Raw genomic sequence first — 19,204 nt, 5'->3', positions numbered from 1 at the left:
TCCTTCGATGTGTTTCTGCAGGGTTCGGGCGTGCGGACCGAAAGGTCCGGTGTGCCTAGGGGAGGGTAACGACCGTCGCGGCGTAGACGAGACCCGCCCCGAAGCCGATGATGAGCGCCGTGTCGCCGCTCTTTGCCTGGCCGGTCGCCAGAAGCCGCTCCATAGCGAGCGGAATCGAGGCGGCCGACGTGTTGCCGGTGGTTTCCACGTCACGGGCGACCGTGACGTGCTCCGGCAGCTTGAGTGTCTTCACCATCGAGTCGATGATCCGCATGTTGGCCTGGTGCGGGATGAAGACATCCAGGTCTTCCGGCGAGATCCCGGCCGCTTCCAGCGCCTGCTGGGCGACCTTGGCCATCTCGAAGACGGCCCAGCGGAAGACCGCCTGGCCCTCCTGGGTGATGGCCGGGAACTTGACCTCGCCCCGCTCGTTGAGCGGCAGGTTCGAGACGTCGCCGATGTGGAAGTCGTTCCACGCCACGGTCTGCTTGATCGTCTCGGACTTGTCGCCCTCGGACCCCCAGACCGTGGGGCCGATGGCCGGGTCCTGTGACGGGCCGACCACGACCGCGCCCGCGCCGTCGCCGAAGAGGAAGGCCGTCGCGCGGTCCTCCAGGTCGGTGAGGTCGCTGAGCCGTTCGACGCCGATCACGAGTACGTATTCCGCCGAGCCCTCGACGATCATGCCCTTGGCGAGGGTGAGGCCGTAGCCGAAGCCCGCGCAGCCGGCCGAGATGTCGAAGGCGGCGGGCTTGCCCGCGCCGATCCGGTGCGCGATGTCGGTCGCGACGGCGGGGGTCTGCTTGAAGTGCGAGACGGTGGAGACGATGACTCCGCCGATCTGCTCGGGAGTGATCCCGGCGTCCGCGATCGCCTTGCCGGAGGCCTCCACGGACATCATCGACACGGTCTCCTCGTCGGAGGCCCAGTGCCGGGTGGCGATGCCGGAGCGGGAGCGGATCCACTCGTCGGACGAGTCGATCGTCTCGAGGATCACCTCGTTGGGCACGACACGGGTCGGGCGGTAGCCGCCGACACCCATGATCCGTGCGTACGGGGCGCCCTTGCTGGGCTTGATCTTCGACATGCTCGCGGGCTCCTTAGGCACCCGCGTGCTCGGAGATGAGCGCGCGGGCGGCGTCGAGGTCGTCGGGGGTCTTGAGCGCGAGGGTCTTCACACCGGGCAGCGCGCGCTTGGCGAGCCCGACCAGCGTGCCACCGGGCGCGGCCTCGACGACGGCCGTGACACCGAGGGCCTTGAAGGTCTCCATGCACAGGTCCCACCGGACCGGGTTGGCGACCTGGCCGACGAGCCGCGAGATGACCTCGTCGCCGGTGGCGACGGTCTTCCCGTCGGCGTTCGACACGTACGTCACCTTCGGGTCGGTGACCTTCAGGGAGGCGGCGGCCTCACGCAGCCTGTCCACGGCCGGAGCCATGTGGCGCGTGTGGAACGCGCCCGCCACCTTGAGGGGAACCACCCGGCGGACGCCTTCGGGCATGTCATCGACAAGGGCCGCGATCTGTGCGGCGGTGCCGGCGGCGACGATCTGCCCGCCGCCGTTGACGTTGGCCGGGGTGAGCCCCAGCTTCTCCAGGTGCGGCACCGTCACCTCGGGGTCGCCGCCGAGGAGCGCGGCCATGCCCGTCTCGGTGATCGCGGCGGCCTCGGCCATGCCGAGCCCCCGGGTGCGTACGAAACGGAGCGCCGCCTCGTCCTCGATGACGCCGGCGAGCGTGGCGGCGGTGATCTCACCGACGCTGTGGCCCGCGACGACATCGGGGGAGGCGTCCAGGGCGGCGGCCGAGAGGAGACCGGCGGCGACCAGCAGTGGCTGTGCCACCGCGGTGTCGCGGATCTCGTCCGCGTCCGCCTTCGTGCCGTAGTGGGCAAGGTCGAGCCCGATGGCCTCGGACCATCCCGCGATGCGGTCTGCGGCACCGGGGAGTTCGAGCCATGGAGTCAGGAAGCCGGGCGTCTGAGCGCCTTGGCCGGGAGCGACGAGTACGAGCACCCTCACACTCTCTCTTGTGGACGGCCCCGGACGCCCGTGGGGACAGGGACGAAGAACCGTCAGGGGAATTGTTGAAGTTCGACAAAAGTCTAGAGCTGGGAGCCTCCGTCGGCCAAGCGCCCCAGGATGAGGGCGATCCGCAGCGTGAACGCGGAACGCACGTCCGAGGGTGACCACCCGGTGACGTCGGTCACACGTCGCAGCCGGTAGCGCACGGTATTGGGGTGCACGAACAGCATCCTGGCAGCGCCCTCCAGACTGCTCGCCTGCTCGAGATACACACTCAACGTCTCCAGAAGTGCCGAACCCGCTTCTTCGAGCGGTCTGTAGATCTCCTCCACCAGCTGATCGCGTGCGGCGGGGTCACCCGCCATCGCGCGCTCCGGAAGGAGATCGTCCGACAACACGGGGCGCGGCGCGTCCTGCCACGCCGAACAAGCTTTGAGACCGGCCGCGGCCGCCTGCGCGGACCGGGTGGCCGCGAGCAGGTCCGGCACCACCGGCCCGGCGACGACGGGACCGGCCGCGTACGGGCCGATCAGCGACTTTGCCACGTTCAGCGGGTTGTCGCTGCCACCGGCGATCACGACCAGGCGGTGGCCGAGCACGCCTGTCAGGACCTGGAGCTTCGCGTGCCTCGCGGCCCGCCGGATGGCCTCCACGGTGAGCTCGCTGTCGCCTTCGGGGGCGGTGCCGAGCACGACGCAGACGTGCTCGGGGGAGTTCCAGCCGAGCGCGGCCGCGCGGGAGACGGCGCCCTCGTCCGCCTCGCCGGACAGCACCGCGTTCACGACCAGCGACTCCAGCCGGGCGTCCCACGCACCACGGGCCTCGGCGGCCTGTGCGTACACCTGGGCGGTGGCGAAGGCGATCTCGCGCGCGTAGACGAGCAGGGCCTCGCGCAGCACCGACTCGTCGCCCGGTGCCGCGACCTCGTCGATCGCGGCCTCCATGACCTCGATCGTCGTACGCACCATCTCCACGGTCTGGCGCAGGGTGATGGCCCTGGTCAGCTCACGTGGCGCGGTGCCGAACACGTCGGTGGAGATCGCCTGCGGCGTCTCCGGGTGGCGGAACCACTCCGTGAACGCGGCGATGCCGGCCTGGGCGACCAGGCCGATCCAGGACCGGTTCTCCGGGGGCATCGCCCGGTACCACGGCAGAGCCTCGTCCATGCGGGCGATGGCGTTGGCTGCCAGCCTGCCGGAGGACTGCTCCAGGCGTTTCAGGGTCGCGGCGTGGAGATGGGCGTCGTTCGCGGCGGGCTGCTCAGGATCGGGTCGGGGCACGCACACAAGACTGCCTTATCGGGACACGGACCCGGAGGGGTGGGGCGGCCGACCGCTCGCCGGGGATACCGTGGGGGCGTGATGGACGTACGCCGCTCCGGGGACCGCTTCCGCGGCGGGGACCCGGCCACGGGTGACTCCGCGGGCATCGAGACGCTGCACGCATTCTCCTTCGGGCGGTTCTACGAACCGGACAATCTGCGGTTCGGGCCGATCCTGGCATGCAACGAGGAGCGCCTCGCCCCCGGCGCGGGCTTCGACGAGCATCCGCACAGCCACACCGAGATCGTGACCTGGGTGGTGGAGGGCGAGCTCACCCACCGGGACTCGGCCGCGCACGCCACCACCGTACGGGCCGGTGACGTCCAGCACCTCAGCTCGGCCGGAGGGGTGCGTCACGTCGAACGCAACGACGGGGTGGGCCCGCTGACGTTCATTCAGACGTGGCTGGCGCCCCTGGAGCCCGGCGGGGAGCCCGCGTACACCCACGTCGCCGGGATAGCGGACTCCACCCCGTACGCCCTTCCCGAGGCGGGTGCGATGCTCCACGTCCGCCGCCAGTCCGCGGGCGAACGCACCGCCGTACCCGACGCGGTGGGCGTCTACGCCCATGTCGTACGGGGGCGGGTGCTCCTCGGGGGTGAGGAGCTGGGCCCCGGCGACTCGGCGCGGATCACCGGGTCGAGCGGGCTGGAACTGGAGGCGCTGGAGCAGGCCGAGACCCTGGTCTGGGAGCTCGCCGCGGTGTGAGGGCCGGGACCGGTTCGATCCCCTCTCGCGAGCCCGGCCGGCCCCGCTCCTCAGCGGGAGGCGAGTTCCGCCAGGACCGCGTCGGTGAACGGCGGCCAGACCTCGGCCGCCCACGGTCCGAAGGCCCGGTCCGTCAGTGCGACGCAGGCCGCGCCGGCCGCCGGGTCGATCCACAGGAAGGTGCCGGACTGGCCGAAGTGCCCGAAGGTGGCGGGGGAGGACGAGGACCCGGTCCAGTGCGGGGTCTTTGAGTCGCGGATCTCGAAGCCCAGCCCCCAGTCGTTGGGGTTCTGGTGTCCGTAGCCCGGGAGCACGCCCTTCAGGCCGGGGTGGACGACGCGCTGCGCGGCCAGCACCGTACGCGGGTCGAGGAGCCGCGGGGCCTGCACCTCCGCGGCGAAGCGCGCCAGGTCGTCCACGGTCGAGACGCCGTCCTTGGCGGGGGAGGCCTCCAGCGTCGTGGCCGACATGCCCAGCGGTTCCAGCACCGCCAGGCGCACGTACTCGGGGAACGGGATCTCGGTCGCCTTCGCGATGTGGTCGCCGAGCACCTCGAAACCCGCGTTCGAGTACAGCCGCCGGGTGCCGGGCGCCGCCGTCACACGGTGTTCGTCGAAGGCGAGGCCGCTCGTGTGCGCGAGGAGGTGGCGGACCGTGGAGCCCTCGGGGCCGGCCGGCTCGTCCAGCTCGACGGCGCCCTCCTCGTACGCCACCAGCGCCGCGTACGCCGCGAGCGGCTTGCTGACCGAGGCCAGCGGGAAGCGGTGCGAGGTGGGGCCGTGGGCGCCCACCGTGGTGCCGTCCGCGCGGACCACGGCGGCTGCCGCGGTGGGTACGGGCCAGTTCTCGATCATCGCGAGGCTCTGCATGCGTACGAGCCTAAACGCAGGACGCCACCCGACCGCGCTTGCCTGGAGTGCACTCCAAGGTTCTAGCGTGGGGGGTATGACGGTGATGGAGAGCACTTCGGCACGGACGGACACCTGCGCTTCCGCCCCCAAGGCGCACCCACGCCCCGCGGGGCAGGACCGCTACACCATCAGCGAGGTCGTCGCTCTCAGCGGGCTCACCGCCCACACGCTGCGCTGGTACGAGCGGATCGGGCTGATGGCGCACGTCGACCGCTCGCACACGGGCCAGCGCCGTTTCACCAACCGGGACCTGGACTGGCTGGCCTTCGTGGGCAAGCTCAGGCTGACCGGAATGCCGGTCGCCGACATGGTCAGGTACGCGGAACTGGTCCGCGAGGGCGAGCACACCTTCGCCGAACGGCAGGAGCTGCTGGAGGCCACCCGCCGTGACGTGAGGGAGCGGATCTCCGAGCTCCAGGGCACGCTCGCCGTACTCGACTTCAAGATCGACTTTTATGGCGGCGCCCGCGCGGCGTCGGAAAGGGCCTGACGACATGACCGACACCGGAAAGATCGCCACGACGACGCTGGGGACCGACGGCCCGCGGATCGGCGTGCAGGGCCTCGGCTGCATGGGGATCAGCGAGTTCTACGGGGAGACCGACGAGGCGGCGGCCCGGGACACCCTGGAAGCCGCCCTGGAGTCGGGCGTCACCCTCTTCGACACCGCCGACGTCTACGGCCGCGGTGCCAACGAGACCTTCCTCGCGCCGTTCGCCGGCGCGCACCGCGACGAGGTCACGCTGGCCACGAAGTTCGCCATAGAGCGGACCGACGACCCGCGCCACCGCGGGGTGCGCAACGACCCGGCGTACATCCGTGAGGCGGTCGAGGCCAGCCTGCGGCGGCTGGAAACCGACGTCATCGACCTCTACTACATGCACCGCCGCGATCCACACGTGCCGCTCGCCGACTCGGTGGGCGCGATGGCCGAGCTGGTGCGGCAGGGCAAGGTCAAGCAGATCGGGCTGAGCGAGGTGACCGGGGCGGAACTGCGCGAGGCGTACGCCGTGCATCCGATCGCCGCCCTGCAGTCCGAGTGGTCCCTCTTCAGCCGCGACGTGGAACGCAGCGCCGTTCCCGCCGCCGCCGAGCTCGGGGTGACGGTCGTCCCGTACTCGCCGCTCGGCCGCGGTTTCCTGACCGGCGCCTTCGCGGACGCGCGCAAGGAACTGGCGAAGGGCGACTTCCGCCGGTACCAGCCCCGCTTCACCGGCGAGAACGCGAAGTCGAACGCCGCGCTGCTGGAGCCGTTGCACAAGATCGCGGCCGCCCACGGCGCGACCGCCGCTCAGGTGGCCCTCGCCTGGGTGCAGCAGCGGGCCCAGGTCCACGGCCTGACCGTGGTGCCCATCCCCGGCACCCGCAAGCGCAGCCGTCTGCTGGAGAACGTCGGGGCGACCCGGCTGCACCTGACCGGGCAGGAACTCGACGTGCTGGAGCCCATCGCGGGACAGGTGGCGGGGGACAGGTACCCGGACATGAGCAGCACGGCCACCGCGCGCGAGTAGCCGGCCCGGGCGCTCGGTACACGTCGCGCGGCCGGGGAGTCCGTGACTCCCGAAGCCCGCCGGGCGCTCTACAACTCGGCGAGCAGTTCCGTCTTCTTCGCGGTGTACTCGGCGTCCGTGACCAGACCCGCCCGGTGGAGATCTCCGAGGTGGCGCATCCGCTCCGCGATGTCCGCCGGGTCGCGCCGGCCGCCCACCGGAACGGGGGCCGTCGCGACCGGTACCGACTGGGTCCGGCGGACTGACTCCAGTACCGCAGCGGCGAACGGCAGCGACTCGTGGACCTGCCCGTACCCCAGGCCGAACACCACGGAGGCGGGATCCTGGTCCGGCTGCACGCGCTGCGCGGCCGGGTGCGGCGGCGCGTCCGCTCCGGGGGCGCCGGCGTCGGCATCCGCAAGGGCGCCGCGCGGCACCAGCCGGAGATACCCCTCGAACGCCTCCGGGGACCGCCACTCGATCCCGCCCAGGTCCGCCACCGGGAACGTCTGGTCGCCCGCCTTCCACTTGGCGCTCGACGCGCCCGTCCAGTACCAGCGGAAGGAGACCAGGGTCCCGTCGAAGCCTGCCCGGCCGTCGTACGCCTTGAAGTGCATGGGCGCCTCGGGGGCCGTCACCATGAAGCGCTCGGCGGGCCGGGACGCCTCGGGGCCCAGCAGGGCGCGCAGTTCGTCGGCGTAGTAGTCGGCGAGCGTCTCGCGCTCGGCGGGCAGCACCAGGCGGTAGGGGTCACAGCCCTCCTTGAGCTGCCCTGCCGCGGCCTCCAGCAGCGGATCGGCACCCGGTCTCGGCACCGCGTGCAGAACCACCGTGCCCCGCTTGCCAGGGGTCAGCGACACCGACGACAACGCCGTGAACGGAATGCGGCGTTCACGCAGGCTCTGCAAGAGCCTCGGCGTGCGGATCCCCCGTTGGAAGCGGATGAGCAAGAAGTCCGTTTCGAACTCCCAGGTGGCATGAATTCCGGCCAGCACATCACCCATGTGCCTCATCGTATGTGGCACGGCCCCGCACGTCCCCCCTCGGTACAGGCGAAATCGGGCAGGCCGTTCGCCGTCTCTACGCGCGTCAGACGTGTTTCTACGCGCGTCGGCCGTCCGCGTCACCGGAAATCTCCCGGTGGCACGCCTGATCGCTGCGTGCGCAACTGACCGAGTCATAAGCGCCCACGCCGATCGCGGCGAAGTTGTCGAGACTCTCCGTGCCCGGCTCGAAGTAGCCGCTGTGCCCGGTCGCGCCGCTCGCGGACACGATCCGCGCACCGAAGTCCGGATCGACCGGATCGGCGCCGTGTCCCAGTCCGCCGACCGCCAGGTTGGGCACATCGGCGATCCAGTCGCCGCTGTCCCGCATCGCCCAGATCCTCGCCCGGGTGTGGAGCGCGGCCGCATTGTCCGCGCGCATCCCCGGGCTTCCCGCGACCGCGATGTCGGACACCCTGGACGGCAGGTCGCGGGCGGCCACTCCGCACAGCACGGAACCGTAGCTGTGGCAGACCAGCGTGACGTCCGAGAGCCCTGGCAGCCCGCTCACCAGTGCGTTCAGTCGCTCCGCACCCTCCTTGGCGAGTCCTCCCAGCACCGCGTCCATGCCGATGCCGGCGGGCGCCGTGTAATCGGCCCAGGCGATGACCGCCGTACGGGATCCGGGGCGCGCCGAGCGCTCCGCGCCGTACAGCGACCGCGCCATGCCGACGGGTGCCGCGTTCTCCTTGAGGCCGGTGCGTTCCAGGGTCAGCAGATTCGTGTCCACCCCGGGCACCACGACCGAGACCCGGTCGGCCCGGTCGAGGTCACCGAAGACCTCGGCCGCCCGGCCGCGGCCCGCGGGGTCGAAGGCGAGGATCTGGCGGTCCCCCGCGAGGAGCGAACGGAAGCGCTCCAGCCGGAGCACGGCCTGCCGGCGCCCGTCCGGCGAGAGCCGCACGTCCTTCGCGCGCTGCTGCTCCGAGGTCTCCGCCTCCGCCAGTGCGTGCCGGTTGGCCCGGTAGCGCAGGGCGGCCGGCGCGCCGTTCAGATTCCCCACCACGAGCGGGTACTTGTCGGCGAGGGCCACCTGCTGGCCCGCCGTGAGCGTCGCGAAGAAGTGGGCCAGCTGGTAGGCGGGGGCTTCGGCGTCCGGGAGCGCGTGACCGGCTATGCGGTCCTTCGCCCAGGAAGCGAGCGCGATCTCGCGCGGCGCGGCTGCGTGCTGGTGACGCACGGCGGTCCATCCGGTGGTCGCCAGCATCACGAACACGACCGCGATGGCGAGCAGCGCGCGCCATGCGGTGAGCGTGGGAGAGGAGTCGAAGGAAGTCACTGCGCCCCACCCTAGGAGACGCGCACCCGAGGCCGTCGCAGGGGTGACACGGATCACGCACCCGAGGGGAATTGACTACCCGTCTCTCACGCTCCGTGCGCACCGGACGCACACTCAGGCGCATCGAGCGACTCCCGTATGTCCGAAAGGACGGAAATGTTCCGGGCGTTGTGATTTCGGCCATGCCGGCCCGGTGAGGCGTCTGGCACGTGTGTGCGGTTCGGGTAAGGAAAGTCCTACGCGGCGCGCCACTTCTCCGAGAGCGCAGGTCCGAGGTGATCCAGGTGGAGCTCGGTCAGTTCCCTGAGTGCTTCCACGCTGGTGTCCTGCCTGCCGCTCCACAGCTGTCCGGTCAGCCGCATGACACCCGAGAACGCCGCGACGGCCACCCGCGGGCGAGGATCCGTCTCCGGGTCCAGGCCCTCACGCTCCGCGATCACCAGTGCGGTCTGACCTTCCAGGCCGACGCTCCGCCGCATGTGGGCGGCGAGCAGTGCCGGGGTCGATTCGATCATCCGGTAAGTGCGCATCTGGAGTTCGACCGTCACCTCGCTCCCGGCTGCCTCGGAGATGGTGTTCCAGGCGATCAGGATCGAGCGGCGCATTGCCTCCAAAGGGGTCTCCGCGGCGGGCCGTTGACGGAGTTCGTCGAGGAAACGTGCCTCGATCGCGTCCTGGACGGCGAAGACGGCCGCCTCCTTGGTGGCGAAGTAGCGGAAGAAGGTGCGCTGGGAGACCTCGACGGCGTCGGCGATCTCGTCGACGGTGGTCCGGTCGTACCCCTGGGCGGTGAAGAGCTTGAGGGCGGCCCGCAACAGGGCCTCGCGGGTGCGCTGCTTCTTGCGCTCGCGCAATCCGGCCGGGGCTCCCGGGGCGGGGCCCGATGTCTGCCTGCGTGTCACGTGCTGGACCTCTTTCCACTGCTTTGCGCAGATCAGCCTACCTGTGAGCTACGTGACGGTTACTGTCGTGTGAATTGGTTTGTCGACTGTCAGTGGCTGACATAATCTCCTGCGCATGACTAGTCAGACCACTGTCGAAAAGGCGCCGCGGGAGCCTGCGGACACTCTCGTCCCCGCACCGGCGAAAGGGTTGCGCGGCCACCCCTGGCTGACGCTCTTCGCGGTCGCCATCGGCGTGATGATGGTGGCGCTCGACGGCACGATCGTCGCGATCGCCAACCCCGTCATCCAGCAGGACCTGGGCGCCTCGCTCGCCGACGTCCAGTGGATCACCAACGGCTACATGCTCGCCCTCGCGGTCTCCCTGATCACCGCGGGCAAGCTCGGTGACCGGTTCGGCCACCGCCAGACGTTCCTGATAGGGATCGCCGGATTCGCCGCCGCGTCGGCGGCCATCGGCCTCTCCGACAGCGTGCTCCTGGTGATCGTCTTCCGCGTGCTGCAGGGCCTGTTCGGCGCGCTGCTGATGCCTGCGGCACTGGGCCTGCTGCGGGCGACCTTCCCCGCCGAGAAGCTGAACATGGCGATCGGCATCTGGGGCATGGTCATCGGCGCCTCGACCGCGGGCGGACCCATCCTCGGCGGGGTGCTCGTGGAGCACGTCAGCTGGCAGTCCGTGTTCTTCATCAATGTGCCCGTCGGTGTGATCGCGCTCGTCTTCGGGCTCGTGATCCTCAGGGACCACCGCGCGGCCAACGCGCCGAGGTCCTTCGACATCGGCGGCATCGTCCTGCTGTCCCTGGCGATGTTCTGCCTGATCTGGTCACTGATCAAGGGCTCCGAATGGGGCTGGGGAGACCCGAAGACCCTCGGCTTCCTGGGCGCCTCGCTGGTCCTGTTCGGCGTGTTCGCGCTCGCCCAGAAGAACGTCCGAGAGCCGCTGATCCCCCTCGCCATGTTCCGCTCCGTGCCGCTGTCGGCCGGTGTGGTCCTGATGGTGCTGATGGCCTTCGCCTTCATGGGCGGCCTGTTCTTCGTCACCTTCTACCTGCAGAACGTCCACGGCATGAGCCCGGTCGACAGCGGTCTGCACCTGCTGCCGCTGACCGGGATGATGATCGTCGGCTCGCCGCTCGCCGGAGCCGCCATCACCAGGTACGGCCCCCGCGTACCGCTCGTCGGCGGAATGGTGTCCGTCGCCGTCGCCATGTTCGGCATGTCGCAGCTGACCGTCGTCACCGGCACCCTGACCATGTCGCTCTGGTTCGCTCTCCTCGGCTTCGGCCTCGCGCCGGTGATGGTCGGGGCCACCGAGGTCATCGTGGGCAACGCGCCGATGGAGCTCTCCGGTGTCGCGGGCGGGCTCCAGCAGGCGGCCATGCAGGTCGGCGGCAGCCTCGGCACCGCCGTCCTGGGCGCCGTCATGGCCTCTCAGGTCGACGCGAAGCTGGGCGACAACTGGAAGGCCGCGGAACTCCCGCCGGTCACCCCGGCCCAGCTGGACCAGGCGTCCTCCGCCATCAAGGTCGGCATGCCGCCGATCGCCCCGGGCACCCCGCCGGAGATCGCCGCGAAGATCTCGGACGTCGCCCATGACACGTTCGTGTCGGGTATGAGTTCCGCCTTCATGGTCGCCGGCATCGTCGCCGTGGTCGCGGCACTGGTCGCCACCCTGACCAAGCGCGGTACGAACGCCGAGGCAGGCGTGGGCGCAGGCCACATCTGACTCCGTGTCATGTGCCGGCCCGCGCCGGTCGGTCCCGGTTCGCTCCGCGTCAACACGGCGCACCCGACAGCCCCGCCGGAAGGTCCCGGCGGGGCTGTCGCCTATCAGGGTGGTCCATGGCACGGCCCCTTCCCGGCCCGCGGTCCCGCAGGTCAGAGTGCGGACATGCGAGCCGCCCGGCTCGCTCGACCACGGGGGTTGATTCACCATGCGTACGACCGTTCTCGCCGCCACCCTGGCGGCCACCGCGTTCGTCCCGGCCACGGCCCTGGCCTCGGGCGCCGCGCCCGCCGTCCCTCCCGGCCCCGCGGGGCACCAGCGTGCCCGCAGCGCGCCCCAGGCCGCACCCACCGGGCTCGCGCCGTGCGGTGCGGGCCAGCTCTGCCCCTGGACCAAGCCCGGCTTCTCGGGGGCCACGCAGGCCCACGAGCTGGCCACCGTCGACATCGAGAGCTGTGTCCCGCTCCCGGCCGGCCGTCATGCCCAGGCACTCGTGAACCGGACCGGACGCCCCGTCACCACCTATCAGTCGGGGGAGTGCGCCGAGACCGGCGAGTTCGAGACCTACCCCGGCAGCGGCACGTGGGTGCCCCGGTCGCCCTACACGGTGCGGGCGTTCAAGATCTGGGAGAGCTGACCGGGGCCGCGTAGGGGAGCGGTCCGGCGCGCGGGTGACGCAACGCCGGAGGGCGGCTGAGCCGTGAAGCCCCGCCGCCCTCCGGTCCCCCGCCAGGGGTGCTACGCGTCGCCGCCTGCCGGGCCGGGACCCGCCGCGGCCACGTCAAGCAGCTCGTACCGGTCGAGCGCCGTCTTCAGTGCCGAACGGTCGATCTTGCCTTCCTTGGCCAGCTCGGTGAGCACCGCCAGCACGATCGACTGCGCGTCGATGTGGAAGAAGCGCCGGGCCGCACCACGGGTGTCCGCGAAGCCGAAGCCGTCGGCGCCCAGCGACTGGTACGCGCCGGGGATCCAGCGCGCGATCTGGTCCGGCACGGAACGCATCCAGTCCGAGACCGCGACGAACGGGCCCTGGGAGCCGGACAGCTTCTCCGTCACGTAGGGGACGCGCTGTTCCTCCTCCGGGTGGAGCAGGTTGTGGCGCTCCACCTCCACGGCTTCCCGGCGCAGCTCGTTCCAGGAGGTCGCCGACCAGACGTCCGCCTTCACGTTCCACTCGTCGGCGAGGATCCGCTGCGCCTCGATCGCCCACGGGACCGCGACACCGGACGCCAGGATCTGGGCCGGGATCTGGCCCTTCTCGCCGGCGCGGTAGCGGTGCACACCCTTGAGGATGCCCTCGACATCCACGTCGGCGGGCTCGGCGGGGTGCTGGATCGGCTCGTTGTAGACGGTGAGGTAGTAGAAGACGTCCTCGTTCTCGTCGGGGGCGCCGCCGTACATCCGGCGCAGACCGTCCTTCACGATGTGCGCGATCTCGTATCCGAACGCCGGGTCGTAGGACACACAGGCGGGGTTGGTCGACGCGAGGAGCTGCGAGTGGCCGTCCGCGTGCTGGAGACCCTCACCCGTCAGCGTCGTACGGCCGGCCGTCGCGCCCAGTACGAAGCCCCGCGAGAGCTGATCGGCCATCTGCCAGAACTGGTCACCGGTGCGCTGGAAACCGAACATCGAGTAGAAGACGTACACCGGGATCAGCGGCTCGCCGTGCGTGGCGTACGCGGAGCCCGCGGCGATCAGTGAGGCGGTGCAGCCCGCCTCGGAGATGCCGTCGTGCAGCATCTGACCGGTCGGCGACTCCTTGTACGCAAGGAGGAGCTCGCGGTCCACCGACTCGTACTGCTGGCCGAGCGGGTTGTAGATCTTCGCACTCGGGAAGAACGCGTCCATGCCGAAGGTGCGGTACTCGTCGGGGGCGATCAGCACGAAACGCTTGCCGATCTCCTTGTCCCGCATGAGGTCCTTCAGGATACGGACGAACGCCATGGTCGTGGCGATGGACTGCTGGCCCGAACCCTTCTTCGCGGTCGCGTACGCCTTGTCATCGGGAAGCGGCAGCGGCTTCGCTCGCACCACCCGGGTCGGGACGTAGCCGCCCAGGCCCTGGCGGCGGTCGTGCATGTACTGGATCTCCTCCGAGTCGCGGCCCGGGTGGTAGTACGGCGGGTTGCCGTCCTCGAGCTGCTTGTCCGCGATCGGGATGTGCAGGCGGTCACGGAAGCGCTTGAGGTCGCCCGCCGTGAGCTTCTTCATCTGGTGGGTCGCGTTGCGGCCCTCGAAGTTCGGCCCGAGGGTCCAGCCCTTGACCGTCTGCGCCAGGATCACTGTCGGCTGGCCCTTGTGGGCCTTGGCCGCCGCGTACGCCGCGTAGACCTTGCGGTGGTCGTGGCCGCCGCGCCCGAGGTGCAGGATCTGCTGGTCGGACATGTCCTTGACCATGTCGCGCAGCCGCGGGTCGTCACCGAAGAAGTGGTCGCGGATGTACGCGCCGGTCTCGGTGGCGTACGTCTGGAACTGGCCGTCCGGGGTCGTGTTCAGCTTGTTGACCAGGATGCCCGTGCGGTCCTGTGCCAGCAGCGGGTCCCAGGAGCGGTCCCAGACCAGCTTGATGACGTTCCAGCCGGCGCCACGGAACTGGGACTCCAGCTCCTGGATGATCTTGCCGTTGCCGCGTACCGGACCGTCCAGGCGTTGCAGGTTGCAGTTCACCACGAAGGTGAGGTTGTCCAGGCCCTCGCGCGCGGCGATGGAGAGCTGACCGAGCGACTCGGGCTCGTCCATCTCGCCGTCGCCGAGGTAGGCCCAGACGTGCGAGTCGGAGGTGTCGGCGATGCCGCGTGCCTCCATGTAGCGGTTCATCCGCGCCTGGTAGATCGCACCGAGCGGGCCGAGGCCCATCGAGACGGTCGGGAACTCCCAGAAGTCCGGCATCGACCGCGGGTGAGGGTAGCTGGACAGCGCGTGCCCGGCCTTGGACTTCTCCTGGCGGAAGCCGTCGAGCTGCGCCTCGCTGAGCCGGTCCAGCAGGAACGCGCGGGCGTAGATGCCCGGGGACGCGTGCCCCTGGAAGAAGATCTGGTCGCCGCCGCGGCCGTCGTCCTTGCCGCGGAAGAAGTGGTTGAAGCCCACGTCGTACAGCGAGGCGGACGAAGCGAAGGTGGCGATGTGGCCGCCGACCCCGATCCCGGGACGCTGGGCGCGGGAGACCATCACCGCTGCGTTCCACCGGGTCGCGTTGAGGACCTTGCGCTCGATTTCCTCGTCGCCGGGGAAGAAGGGCTCGTCCTTCGTGGCGATGGTGTTGACGTAGTCGGTGCTGCGCATCTCCGGCACGGCGACGCGCCTCTCGCGCGCGCGCTCGATGAGTCGGAGCATCAGGTAGCGGGCACGCTCACGGCCCCGCTCGTCGACGGCGGCGTCGAGGGAGTCCAGCCATTCCTGGGTCTCTTCTGGATCGAAGTCCGGGACCTGGCTCGGAAGGCCGCCAATGATGATCGGGTTGCGATCTGATCCGGAAGCCACGCTGTTCCTTCGCTGTTCGGTGGTGCTCTTCAGGGCCTGGTTGCGGGGAACGTACCCCCGTGACGGCTGCTGTACGCCGCTTCCATCGTGTACCGCGAGGACCTAAACGTCATCTCTACTGTGGGGTAACACAAAGTTCGCGGAAGCCGTGTCCGGGGCATGAGTATCAGCACCGCTGGGGACGGTCCGGCTCAAACCGCAACCATACGCCCGACCCGGCCAAGCGTTCCCAAAGCCCGTTCGAATCCGAATGGCGGAGCGAAACGGCATAAGCTGAGGAAGGACGCAAAGGGTCCGGACACCTTTTCCGGGCCCGTAGGAGACATGCCGGAGACGGCGGCGACGTGGCAGGGAACGTCACCGTTTAGGCGGTCTCGGACGCCGGGTACTTGCGCGATTCGCTGAGCCCGTGTGGACTACGGCCAATGCCCCGCGCACGCGCGTGGCTGAAGCATTTTCCGAAACATGATCAGGAGGCAACCCGTGAGCGCGACCGCGGACCACGCGGAGGAACGGACCAACACGGCCGCGAGGCTTGGGTTCGAACCCGGACAGGTGGTCCAGGAGATCGGCTACGACGACGACGTCGAGCAGGAGCTCCGTGAGGGCATTGAGGCCACAATCGGCCAGGAACTCGTCGACGAGGACTACGACGACGTCGCCGACGTCGTCCTGCTCTGGTTCCGTGACGAGGACGGCGACCTTACGGACGCGCTGGTGGATGCCATCGGTCTGATCGAGGACGGTGGGGCGGTCTGGCTGCTGACGCCCAAGACCGGCCGCGACGGATACGTCGAACCGAGCGATATCAACGAGGCTGCCCAGACAGCTGGTCTCGCCCAGACCAAGAGCATCAGCGCGGGCAAGGACTGGACGGGCAGCCGTCTGGTCACTCCCAAGGGGGCCAAGGCCAAGCGCTGAGGGCTCTTCCAACACCACCGGGGCCCCCGGCGGCATCACGCCGCCGGGGGTCTTCGTGCGGGCCGGGCGGGGCCTGCGCGTGTCCGGCTGGGCCGCTGCGTAGGGTGGGTGTCACCCGGACGGCCCATGCCGGGGAAGTGGTGACGCCGGTGAAGGGATGCGTAGACATGGCGGTCGAGGTCGGTACAGAGGCTCCGGACTTCGAGCTGAAGGACAACCACGGGCGGACCGTGAGGCTCGCCGACTTCCGTGGCGAGAAGAACGTGGTGCTGCTCTTCTACCCGTTCGCCTTCACCGGCGTCTGCACGGGCGAGCTCTGCGCGCTCCGCGACGAGCTGCCGAGGTTCGAGAACGACGACACCCAGTTGCTCGCCGTCTCCAACGACTCGATCCACACGCTGCGCGTCTTCGCCGAGCAGGAAGGGCTCGAGTACCCGCTGCTCTCGGACTTCTGGCCGCACGGGGCGGCATCGCGGGCCTACGGCGTCTTCGACGAGGAGAAGGGCTGCGCGGTGCGCGGCACCTTCGTCATCGACAAGGAGGGCGTGGTCCGCTGGACCGTCGTCAACGGCCTTCCGGACGCGCGTGACCTGAACGACTACATCAAGGCGCTCGACTCGCTCTGATCCGCGGAGCCCCCGCCCGCCCGCCCGGTGCGGGGTCCGGGGCCCGTGATGTGCGGGATCCCGGGTTTGCGACCTCCCGGATCCGGGGATCTCCTGGCGGCGACCGGCCAAAAGCCTGTTTTGGCAGGGAACCGGTCACTAGGATCCAATCGTTGATCCGATGCCAACGCACGACGGGGGTGCTGGTGTCTGCCGGCCCTCTCAAAACTTTTGGAGGACTCGTGGGAGTCAGCCTCAGCAAGGGCGGCAACGTCTCGCTGACCAAGGCCGCGCCGAACCTGACAGCGGTCATCGTCGGTCTGGGCTGGGATGCCCGTACGACCACCGGCGGTGACTTCGACCTCGATGCCAGCGCACTGCTGACGAACACCGAGGGCAAGGTCGGCAGCGACGGGAATTTCGTCTTCTTCAACAACCTCAAGAGCCCCGACGGATCCGTCGAGCACACCGGTGACAACCTCACCGGTGAGGGCGAGGGCGACGACGAGGTCATCAAGGTCAACCTCGCCGGTGTCCCGGCCGACGTCGACAAGATCGTCTTCCCGGTGTCGATCTACGAGGCAGAGACCCGCCAGCAGAGCTTCGGCCAGGTGCGCAACGCCTACATCCGCGTGGTGAACCAGGCGGACAACAGCGAACTCGCCCGCTACGACCTCAGCGAGGACGCCTCGACGGAGACCGCGATGGTCTTCGGCGAGCTCTACCGCAACGGCGCGGAGTGGAAGTTCCGTGCCATCGGCCAGGGGTACGCCTCGGGTCTGCGCGGTATCGCGCAGGACTTCGGCGTCAACGTCTGATTCCGGCCCGGAGAGACTCCGGGCCCTTCGGCTCCATCGCGTCCGGCGTCGCACCACGTGCGGCGCCGGACGCGCTAGGCAGAGCGCCCCGCGTCCGGCGGCGCCGTGCCGCTGGAGAGACCGTCCATCGACTCGGGGAGGACACACCATGGGCGTCACGCTCGCCAAGGGAGGCAATGTCTCCCTCTCCAAGGCCGCACCCAACCTCACGCAGGTGCTGGTCGGGCTCGGCTGGGACGCACGATCCACGACGGGAGCCGACTTCGACCTCGACGCCAGCGCGCTGCTGTGCCAGTCGGGCCGGGTTCTCGGCGACGAGTGGTTCGTGTTCTACAACAACCTCACCAGCCCCGACGGATCCGTCGAGCACACCGGTGACAACCTCACGGGTGAGGGTGACGGCGACGACGAGTCCGTCATCGTGAACCTGACGCAGGTGCCCGCGCACTGCGACAAGATTCTTTTCCCGGTCTCGATCCATGAAGCCGACAATCGTGGGCAGACCTTCGGGCAGGTCAGCAATGCCTTCATCCGCGTGGTGAACCAGGCGGACGGTCAGGAACTGGCACGGTACGACCTCACCGAGGACGCTTCGACGGAGACGGCGATGATCTTCGGTGAGCTCTATCGGTACGGCGGGGAGTGGAAATTCCGTGCAGTGGGGCAGGGGTACGCGTCAGGGCTTCGGGGCATCGCTCTAGACTTCGGGGTCAACGTTTCGTAAAGCCGCGCACGGCGCGGGGGAGCCCCGTGCACACCGGGGGAGACCCGTTACACACACGATGGGGTAGCCAGTGCTTCTGAAAACCTTCGGCTGGTCGATCGCGTTCACCGCGCTCGGTCTGGTCGCAGCGGTGTTCTACGGGGGGTGGCAGGCGTTCGGCGTCGTCGCGATCCTGTCGGTCCTCGAGATCTCGCTGTCCTTCGACAACGCGGTGATCAACGCCGGGATCCTGAAGAAGATGAATGCCTTCTGGCAGAGGATCTTCCTCACCATCGGTGTCCTCATCGCCGTCTTCGGTATGCGGCTGGTCTTCCCCGTCGTGATCGTCGCCATCAGCGCCAAGCTGGGTCCGATCGAGGCCGTCGACCTCTCGTTCAACGACCCTGACATGTACAAGGAACTGGTCACGGACGCCCATCCGTCGATCGCCGCGTTCGGTGGAATGTTCCTGCTCATGATCTTCCTCGACTTCATCTTCGAGGACCGTGACATCCAGTGGCTGCGCTGGATCGAGCGTCCGCTCGCCAAGCTCGGCAAGGTCGACATGCTGTCGGTCTGCGTCGCGCTCATCGTGCTGCTGATCAGCGCGCTCACGTTCGCGACCCACGCCCACCAGCACGGCGGCGGGCACGCCGACAAGACGTCGACCGTGCTGCTCTCCGGTATCGCCGGCCTGATCACCTATCTCGTGGTCGGCGGCCTGTCCGGATTCTTCGAGGACAAGCTCGAGGCGGAGGAGGAGCGCGAGCAGGAGGCGGAGGAAGAAGCCAGGAAGTCCGGGAAGCCGGTGGCCGCGGTGGTGCTGGCCGGCAAGGCCGCGTTCTTCATGTTCCTCTACCTCGAGGTCCTCGACGCGTCCTTCTCGTTCGACGGCGTCATCGGGGCCTTCGCCATCACCAACGAGATCGTGCTGATGGCCCTCGGCCTCGGTATCGGTGCCCTGTACGTCCGTTCGCTCACCGTGTACCTGGTGCGTCAGGGCACCCTGGACGACTACGTCTACCTGGAGCACGGCGCGCACTACGCGATCGGCGCCCTGTCGATCATCCTGCTCGTCACCATCCAGTACGAGATCAACGAGATCATCACCGGTCTCGTCGGCGTCGTCCTGATCGCCTGGTCCTTCTGGTCCTCGATCCGGCGCAACAAGGCGATCGAAGCGGCCGGCGGCGACGGCGACGGCTCCGATTCCAAGGCGGAAGTCTCCTCCGGGGTGTGACCCGGTAGGGAATGAGGAACGCTCTCTCTGCG

18 protein-coding genes are annotated in these 19,204 nt (G+C 69.4%); 10 read left to right on the top strand and 8 right to left on the bottom strand.

The annotated features are described in order from the left end of the window. Window positions 1–55: 55 nt before the first annotated feature. The 3 genes from ACFU5K_RS00775 to ACFU5K_RS00765 form a co-directional block, all read right to left on the bottom strand. Window positions 56–1,087, bottom strand: coding sequence for a ketoacyl-ACP synthase III (locus ACFU5K_RS00775; protein ID WP_147963269.1), 1,032 nt, complete (start codon window positions 1,085–1,087; stop codon window positions 56–58). 13 nt (window positions 1,088–1,100) lie between these two features. Continuing rightward, entirely contained in the window at window positions 1,101–2,015 is a 915-nt protein-coding gene (locus tag ACFU5K_RS00770) for an ACP S-malonyltransferase (protein WP_384055096.1), read from the bottom strand. Window positions 2,016–2,104: 89 nt separating this feature from the next. After that, on the bottom strand, window positions 2,105–3,304 hold the full coding sequence (locus ACFU5K_RS00765) for a PucR family transcriptional regulator (protein WP_384055022.1): 1,200 nt from the start codon (window positions 3,302–3,304) through the stop codon (window positions 2,105–2,107). 78 nt (window positions 3,305–3,382) lie between these two features. Here ACFU5K_RS00765 and ACFU5K_RS00760 point away from each other — a divergent pair, with 78 nt between their 5' ends. After that, window positions 3,383–4,054, top strand: a complete 672-nt coding sequence (locus ACFU5K_RS00760) for a pirin family protein (protein ID WP_384055020.1) — start codon at window positions 3,383–3,385, stop codon at window positions 4,052–4,054. Window positions 4,055–4,104: 50 nt separating this feature from the next. Here the strand turns inward: ACFU5K_RS00760 and ACFU5K_RS00755 are convergent, their stop codons facing one another. Further along, complete coding sequence (locus ACFU5K_RS00755) at window positions 4,105–4,923, bottom strand: serine hydrolase domain-containing protein (RefSeq protein ID WP_384055017.1); 819 nt, start codon at window positions 4,921–4,923, stop codon at window positions 4,105–4,107. 76 nt (window positions 4,924–4,999) lie between these two features. On the opposite strand from ACFU5K_RS00755, the gene ACFU5K_RS00750 reads away from it, so the two are divergent. Further along, on the top strand, window positions 5,000–5,455 hold the full coding sequence (locus ACFU5K_RS00750) for a MerR family transcriptional regulator (protein ID WP_384055014.1): 456 nt from the start codon (window positions 5,000–5,002) through the stop codon (window positions 5,453–5,455). Between the two features lie 4 nt (window positions 5,456–5,459). Continuing rightward, a complete protein-coding gene (locus ACFU5K_RS00745) occupies window positions 5,460–6,476 on the top strand; it encodes an aldo/keto reductase (RefSeq protein WP_384055011.1) in 1,017 nt (338 codons plus the stop codon). Between the two features lie 68 nt (window positions 6,477–6,544). Here ACFU5K_RS00745 and ACFU5K_RS00740 read toward each other — a convergent pair whose 3' ends face one another. The 3 genes from ACFU5K_RS00740 to ACFU5K_RS00730 form a co-directional block, all read right to left on the bottom strand. Beyond that, complete coding sequence (locus ACFU5K_RS00740; protein ID WP_384055009.1) at window positions 6,545–7,459, bottom strand: DUF4429 domain-containing protein; 915 nt, start codon at window positions 7,457–7,459, stop codon at window positions 6,545–6,547. 97 nt (window positions 7,460–7,556) lie between these two features. After that, on the bottom strand, window positions 7,557–8,777 hold the full coding sequence (locus ACFU5K_RS00735) for an alpha/beta hydrolase (protein WP_384055006.1): 1,221 nt from the start codon (window positions 8,775–8,777) through the stop codon (window positions 7,557–7,559). 236 nt (window positions 8,778–9,013) lie between these two features. After that, window positions 9,014–9,679 carry a TetR family transcriptional regulator gene (locus ACFU5K_RS00730; protein WP_384055003.1) on the bottom strand — a complete coding sequence of 222 codons (666 nt, stop codon included), beginning with the start codon at window positions 9,677–9,679 and terminating at the stop codon, window positions 9,014–9,016. A gap of 238 nt (window positions 9,680–9,917) precedes the next feature. On the opposite strand from ACFU5K_RS00730, the gene ACFU5K_RS00725 reads away from it, so the two are divergent. Further along, the gene (locus ACFU5K_RS00725; RefSeq protein WP_384055093.1) at window positions 9,918–11,405 is read left to right on the top strand and encodes an MFS transporter; all 1,488 of its coding nucleotides are present in this window, start codon (window positions 9,918–9,920) and stop codon (window positions 11,403–11,405) included. Window positions 11,406–11,613: 208 nt separating this feature from the next. Beyond that, window positions 11,614–12,042: a peptidase inhibitor family I36 protein gene (locus tag ACFU5K_RS00720; protein WP_384055000.1), complete on the top strand. Its 429-nt coding sequence runs from the start codon at window positions 11,614–11,616 to the stop codon at window positions 12,040–12,042. A gap of 101 nt (window positions 12,043–12,143) precedes the next feature. Here ACFU5K_RS00720 and aceE read toward each other — a convergent pair whose 3' ends face one another. Continuing rightward, a complete protein-coding gene (aceE, locus tag ACFU5K_RS00715) occupies window positions 12,144–14,885 on the bottom strand; it encodes a pyruvate dehydrogenase (acetyl-transferring), homodimeric type (RefSeq protein ID WP_384054997.1) in 2,742 nt (913 codons plus the stop codon). A 483-nt stretch (window positions 14,886–15,368) separates the two neighbouring features. Between aceE and ACFU5K_RS00710 the strand changes: the two genes are divergently transcribed. The 5 genes from ACFU5K_RS00710 to ACFU5K_RS00690 all read left to right on the top strand — a co-directional run bounded on the left by ACFU5K_RS00710 (window position 15,369) and on the right by ACFU5K_RS00690 (window position 19,172). After that, window positions 15,369–15,806 (top strand): DUF3052 domain-containing protein, encoded by a 438-nt coding sequence (locus tag ACFU5K_RS00710; protein ID WP_056784969.1) that lies wholly within the window; start codon window positions 15,369–15,371, stop codon window positions 15,804–15,806. Window positions 15,807–15,973: 167 nt separating this feature from the next. Further along, on the top strand, window positions 15,974–16,432 hold the full coding sequence (locus ACFU5K_RS00705; RefSeq protein WP_384054994.1) for a peroxiredoxin: 459 nt from the start codon (window positions 15,974–15,976) through the stop codon (window positions 16,430–16,432). A gap of 221 nt (window positions 16,433–16,653) precedes the next feature. Next, the gene (locus ACFU5K_RS00700; RefSeq protein WP_329036966.1) at window positions 16,654–17,229 is read left to right on the top strand and encodes a TerD family protein; all 576 of its coding nucleotides are present in this window, start codon (window positions 16,654–16,656) and stop codon (window positions 17,227–17,229) included. Window positions 17,230–17,377: 148 nt separating this feature from the next. Then, entirely contained in the window at window positions 17,378–17,953 is a 576-nt protein-coding gene (locus tag ACFU5K_RS00695; RefSeq protein WP_014156474.1) for a TerD family protein, read from the top strand. 70 nt (window positions 17,954–18,023) lie between these two features. Further along, complete coding sequence (locus ACFU5K_RS00690; RefSeq protein WP_384054989.1) at window positions 18,024–19,172, top strand: DUF475 domain-containing protein; 1,149 nt, start codon at window positions 18,024–18,026, stop codon at window positions 19,170–19,172. Window positions 19,173–19,204 lie beyond the last annotated feature (32 nt).

Origin of the sequence: Streptomyces sp. NPDC057428, from assembly GCF_042803195.1 — a bacterium.
Lineage (GTDB): Bacteria > Actinomycetota > Actinomycetes > Streptomycetales > Streptomycetaceae > Streptomyces.
Note: the sequence above shows the minus strand (reverse complement) of the source record. Positions and strands in the feature narration are given on the sequence as shown.

Excerpts from the sequence above, each read along its gene's own strand:
- ACFU5K_RS00775 (WP_147963269.1), bottom strand. The coding sequence starts at position 1,087 with ATGTCGAAGATCAAGCCCAGCAAGGGCGCCCCGTACGCACGGATCATG.
- ACFU5K_RS00740 (WP_384055009.1), bottom strand. The coding sequence starts at position 7,459 with ATGGGTGATGTGCTGGCCGGAATTCATGCCACCTGGGAGTTCGAAACG.
- ACFU5K_RS00745 (WP_384055011.1), top strand. The coding sequence starts at position 5,460 with ATGACCGACACCGGAAAGATCGCCACGACGACGCTGGGGACCGACGGC.
- ACFU5K_RS00755 (WP_384055017.1), bottom strand. The coding sequence starts at position 4,923 with ATGCAGAGCCTCGCGATGATCGAGAACTGGCCCGTACCCACCGCGGCA.
- ACFU5K_RS00695 (WP_014156474.1), top strand. The coding sequence starts at position 17,378 with ATGGGCGTCACGCTCGCCAAGGGAGGCAATGTCTCCCTCTCCAAGGCC.
- ACFU5K_RS00725 (WP_384055093.1), top strand. The coding sequence starts at position 9,918 with ATGATGGTGGCGCTCGACGGCACGATCGTCGCGATCGCCAACCCCGTC.
- ACFU5K_RS00750 (WP_384055014.1), top strand. The coding sequence starts at position 5,000 with ATGACGGTGATGGAGAGCACTTCGGCACGGACGGACACCTGCGCTTCC.
- ACFU5K_RS00705 (WP_384054994.1), top strand. The coding sequence starts at position 15,974 with ATGGCGGTCGAGGTCGGTACAGAGGCTCCGGACTTCGAGCTGAAGGAC.
- ACFU5K_RS00720 (WP_384055000.1), top strand. The coding sequence starts at position 11,614 with ATGCGTACGACCGTTCTCGCCGCCACCCTGGCGGCCACCGCGTTCGTC.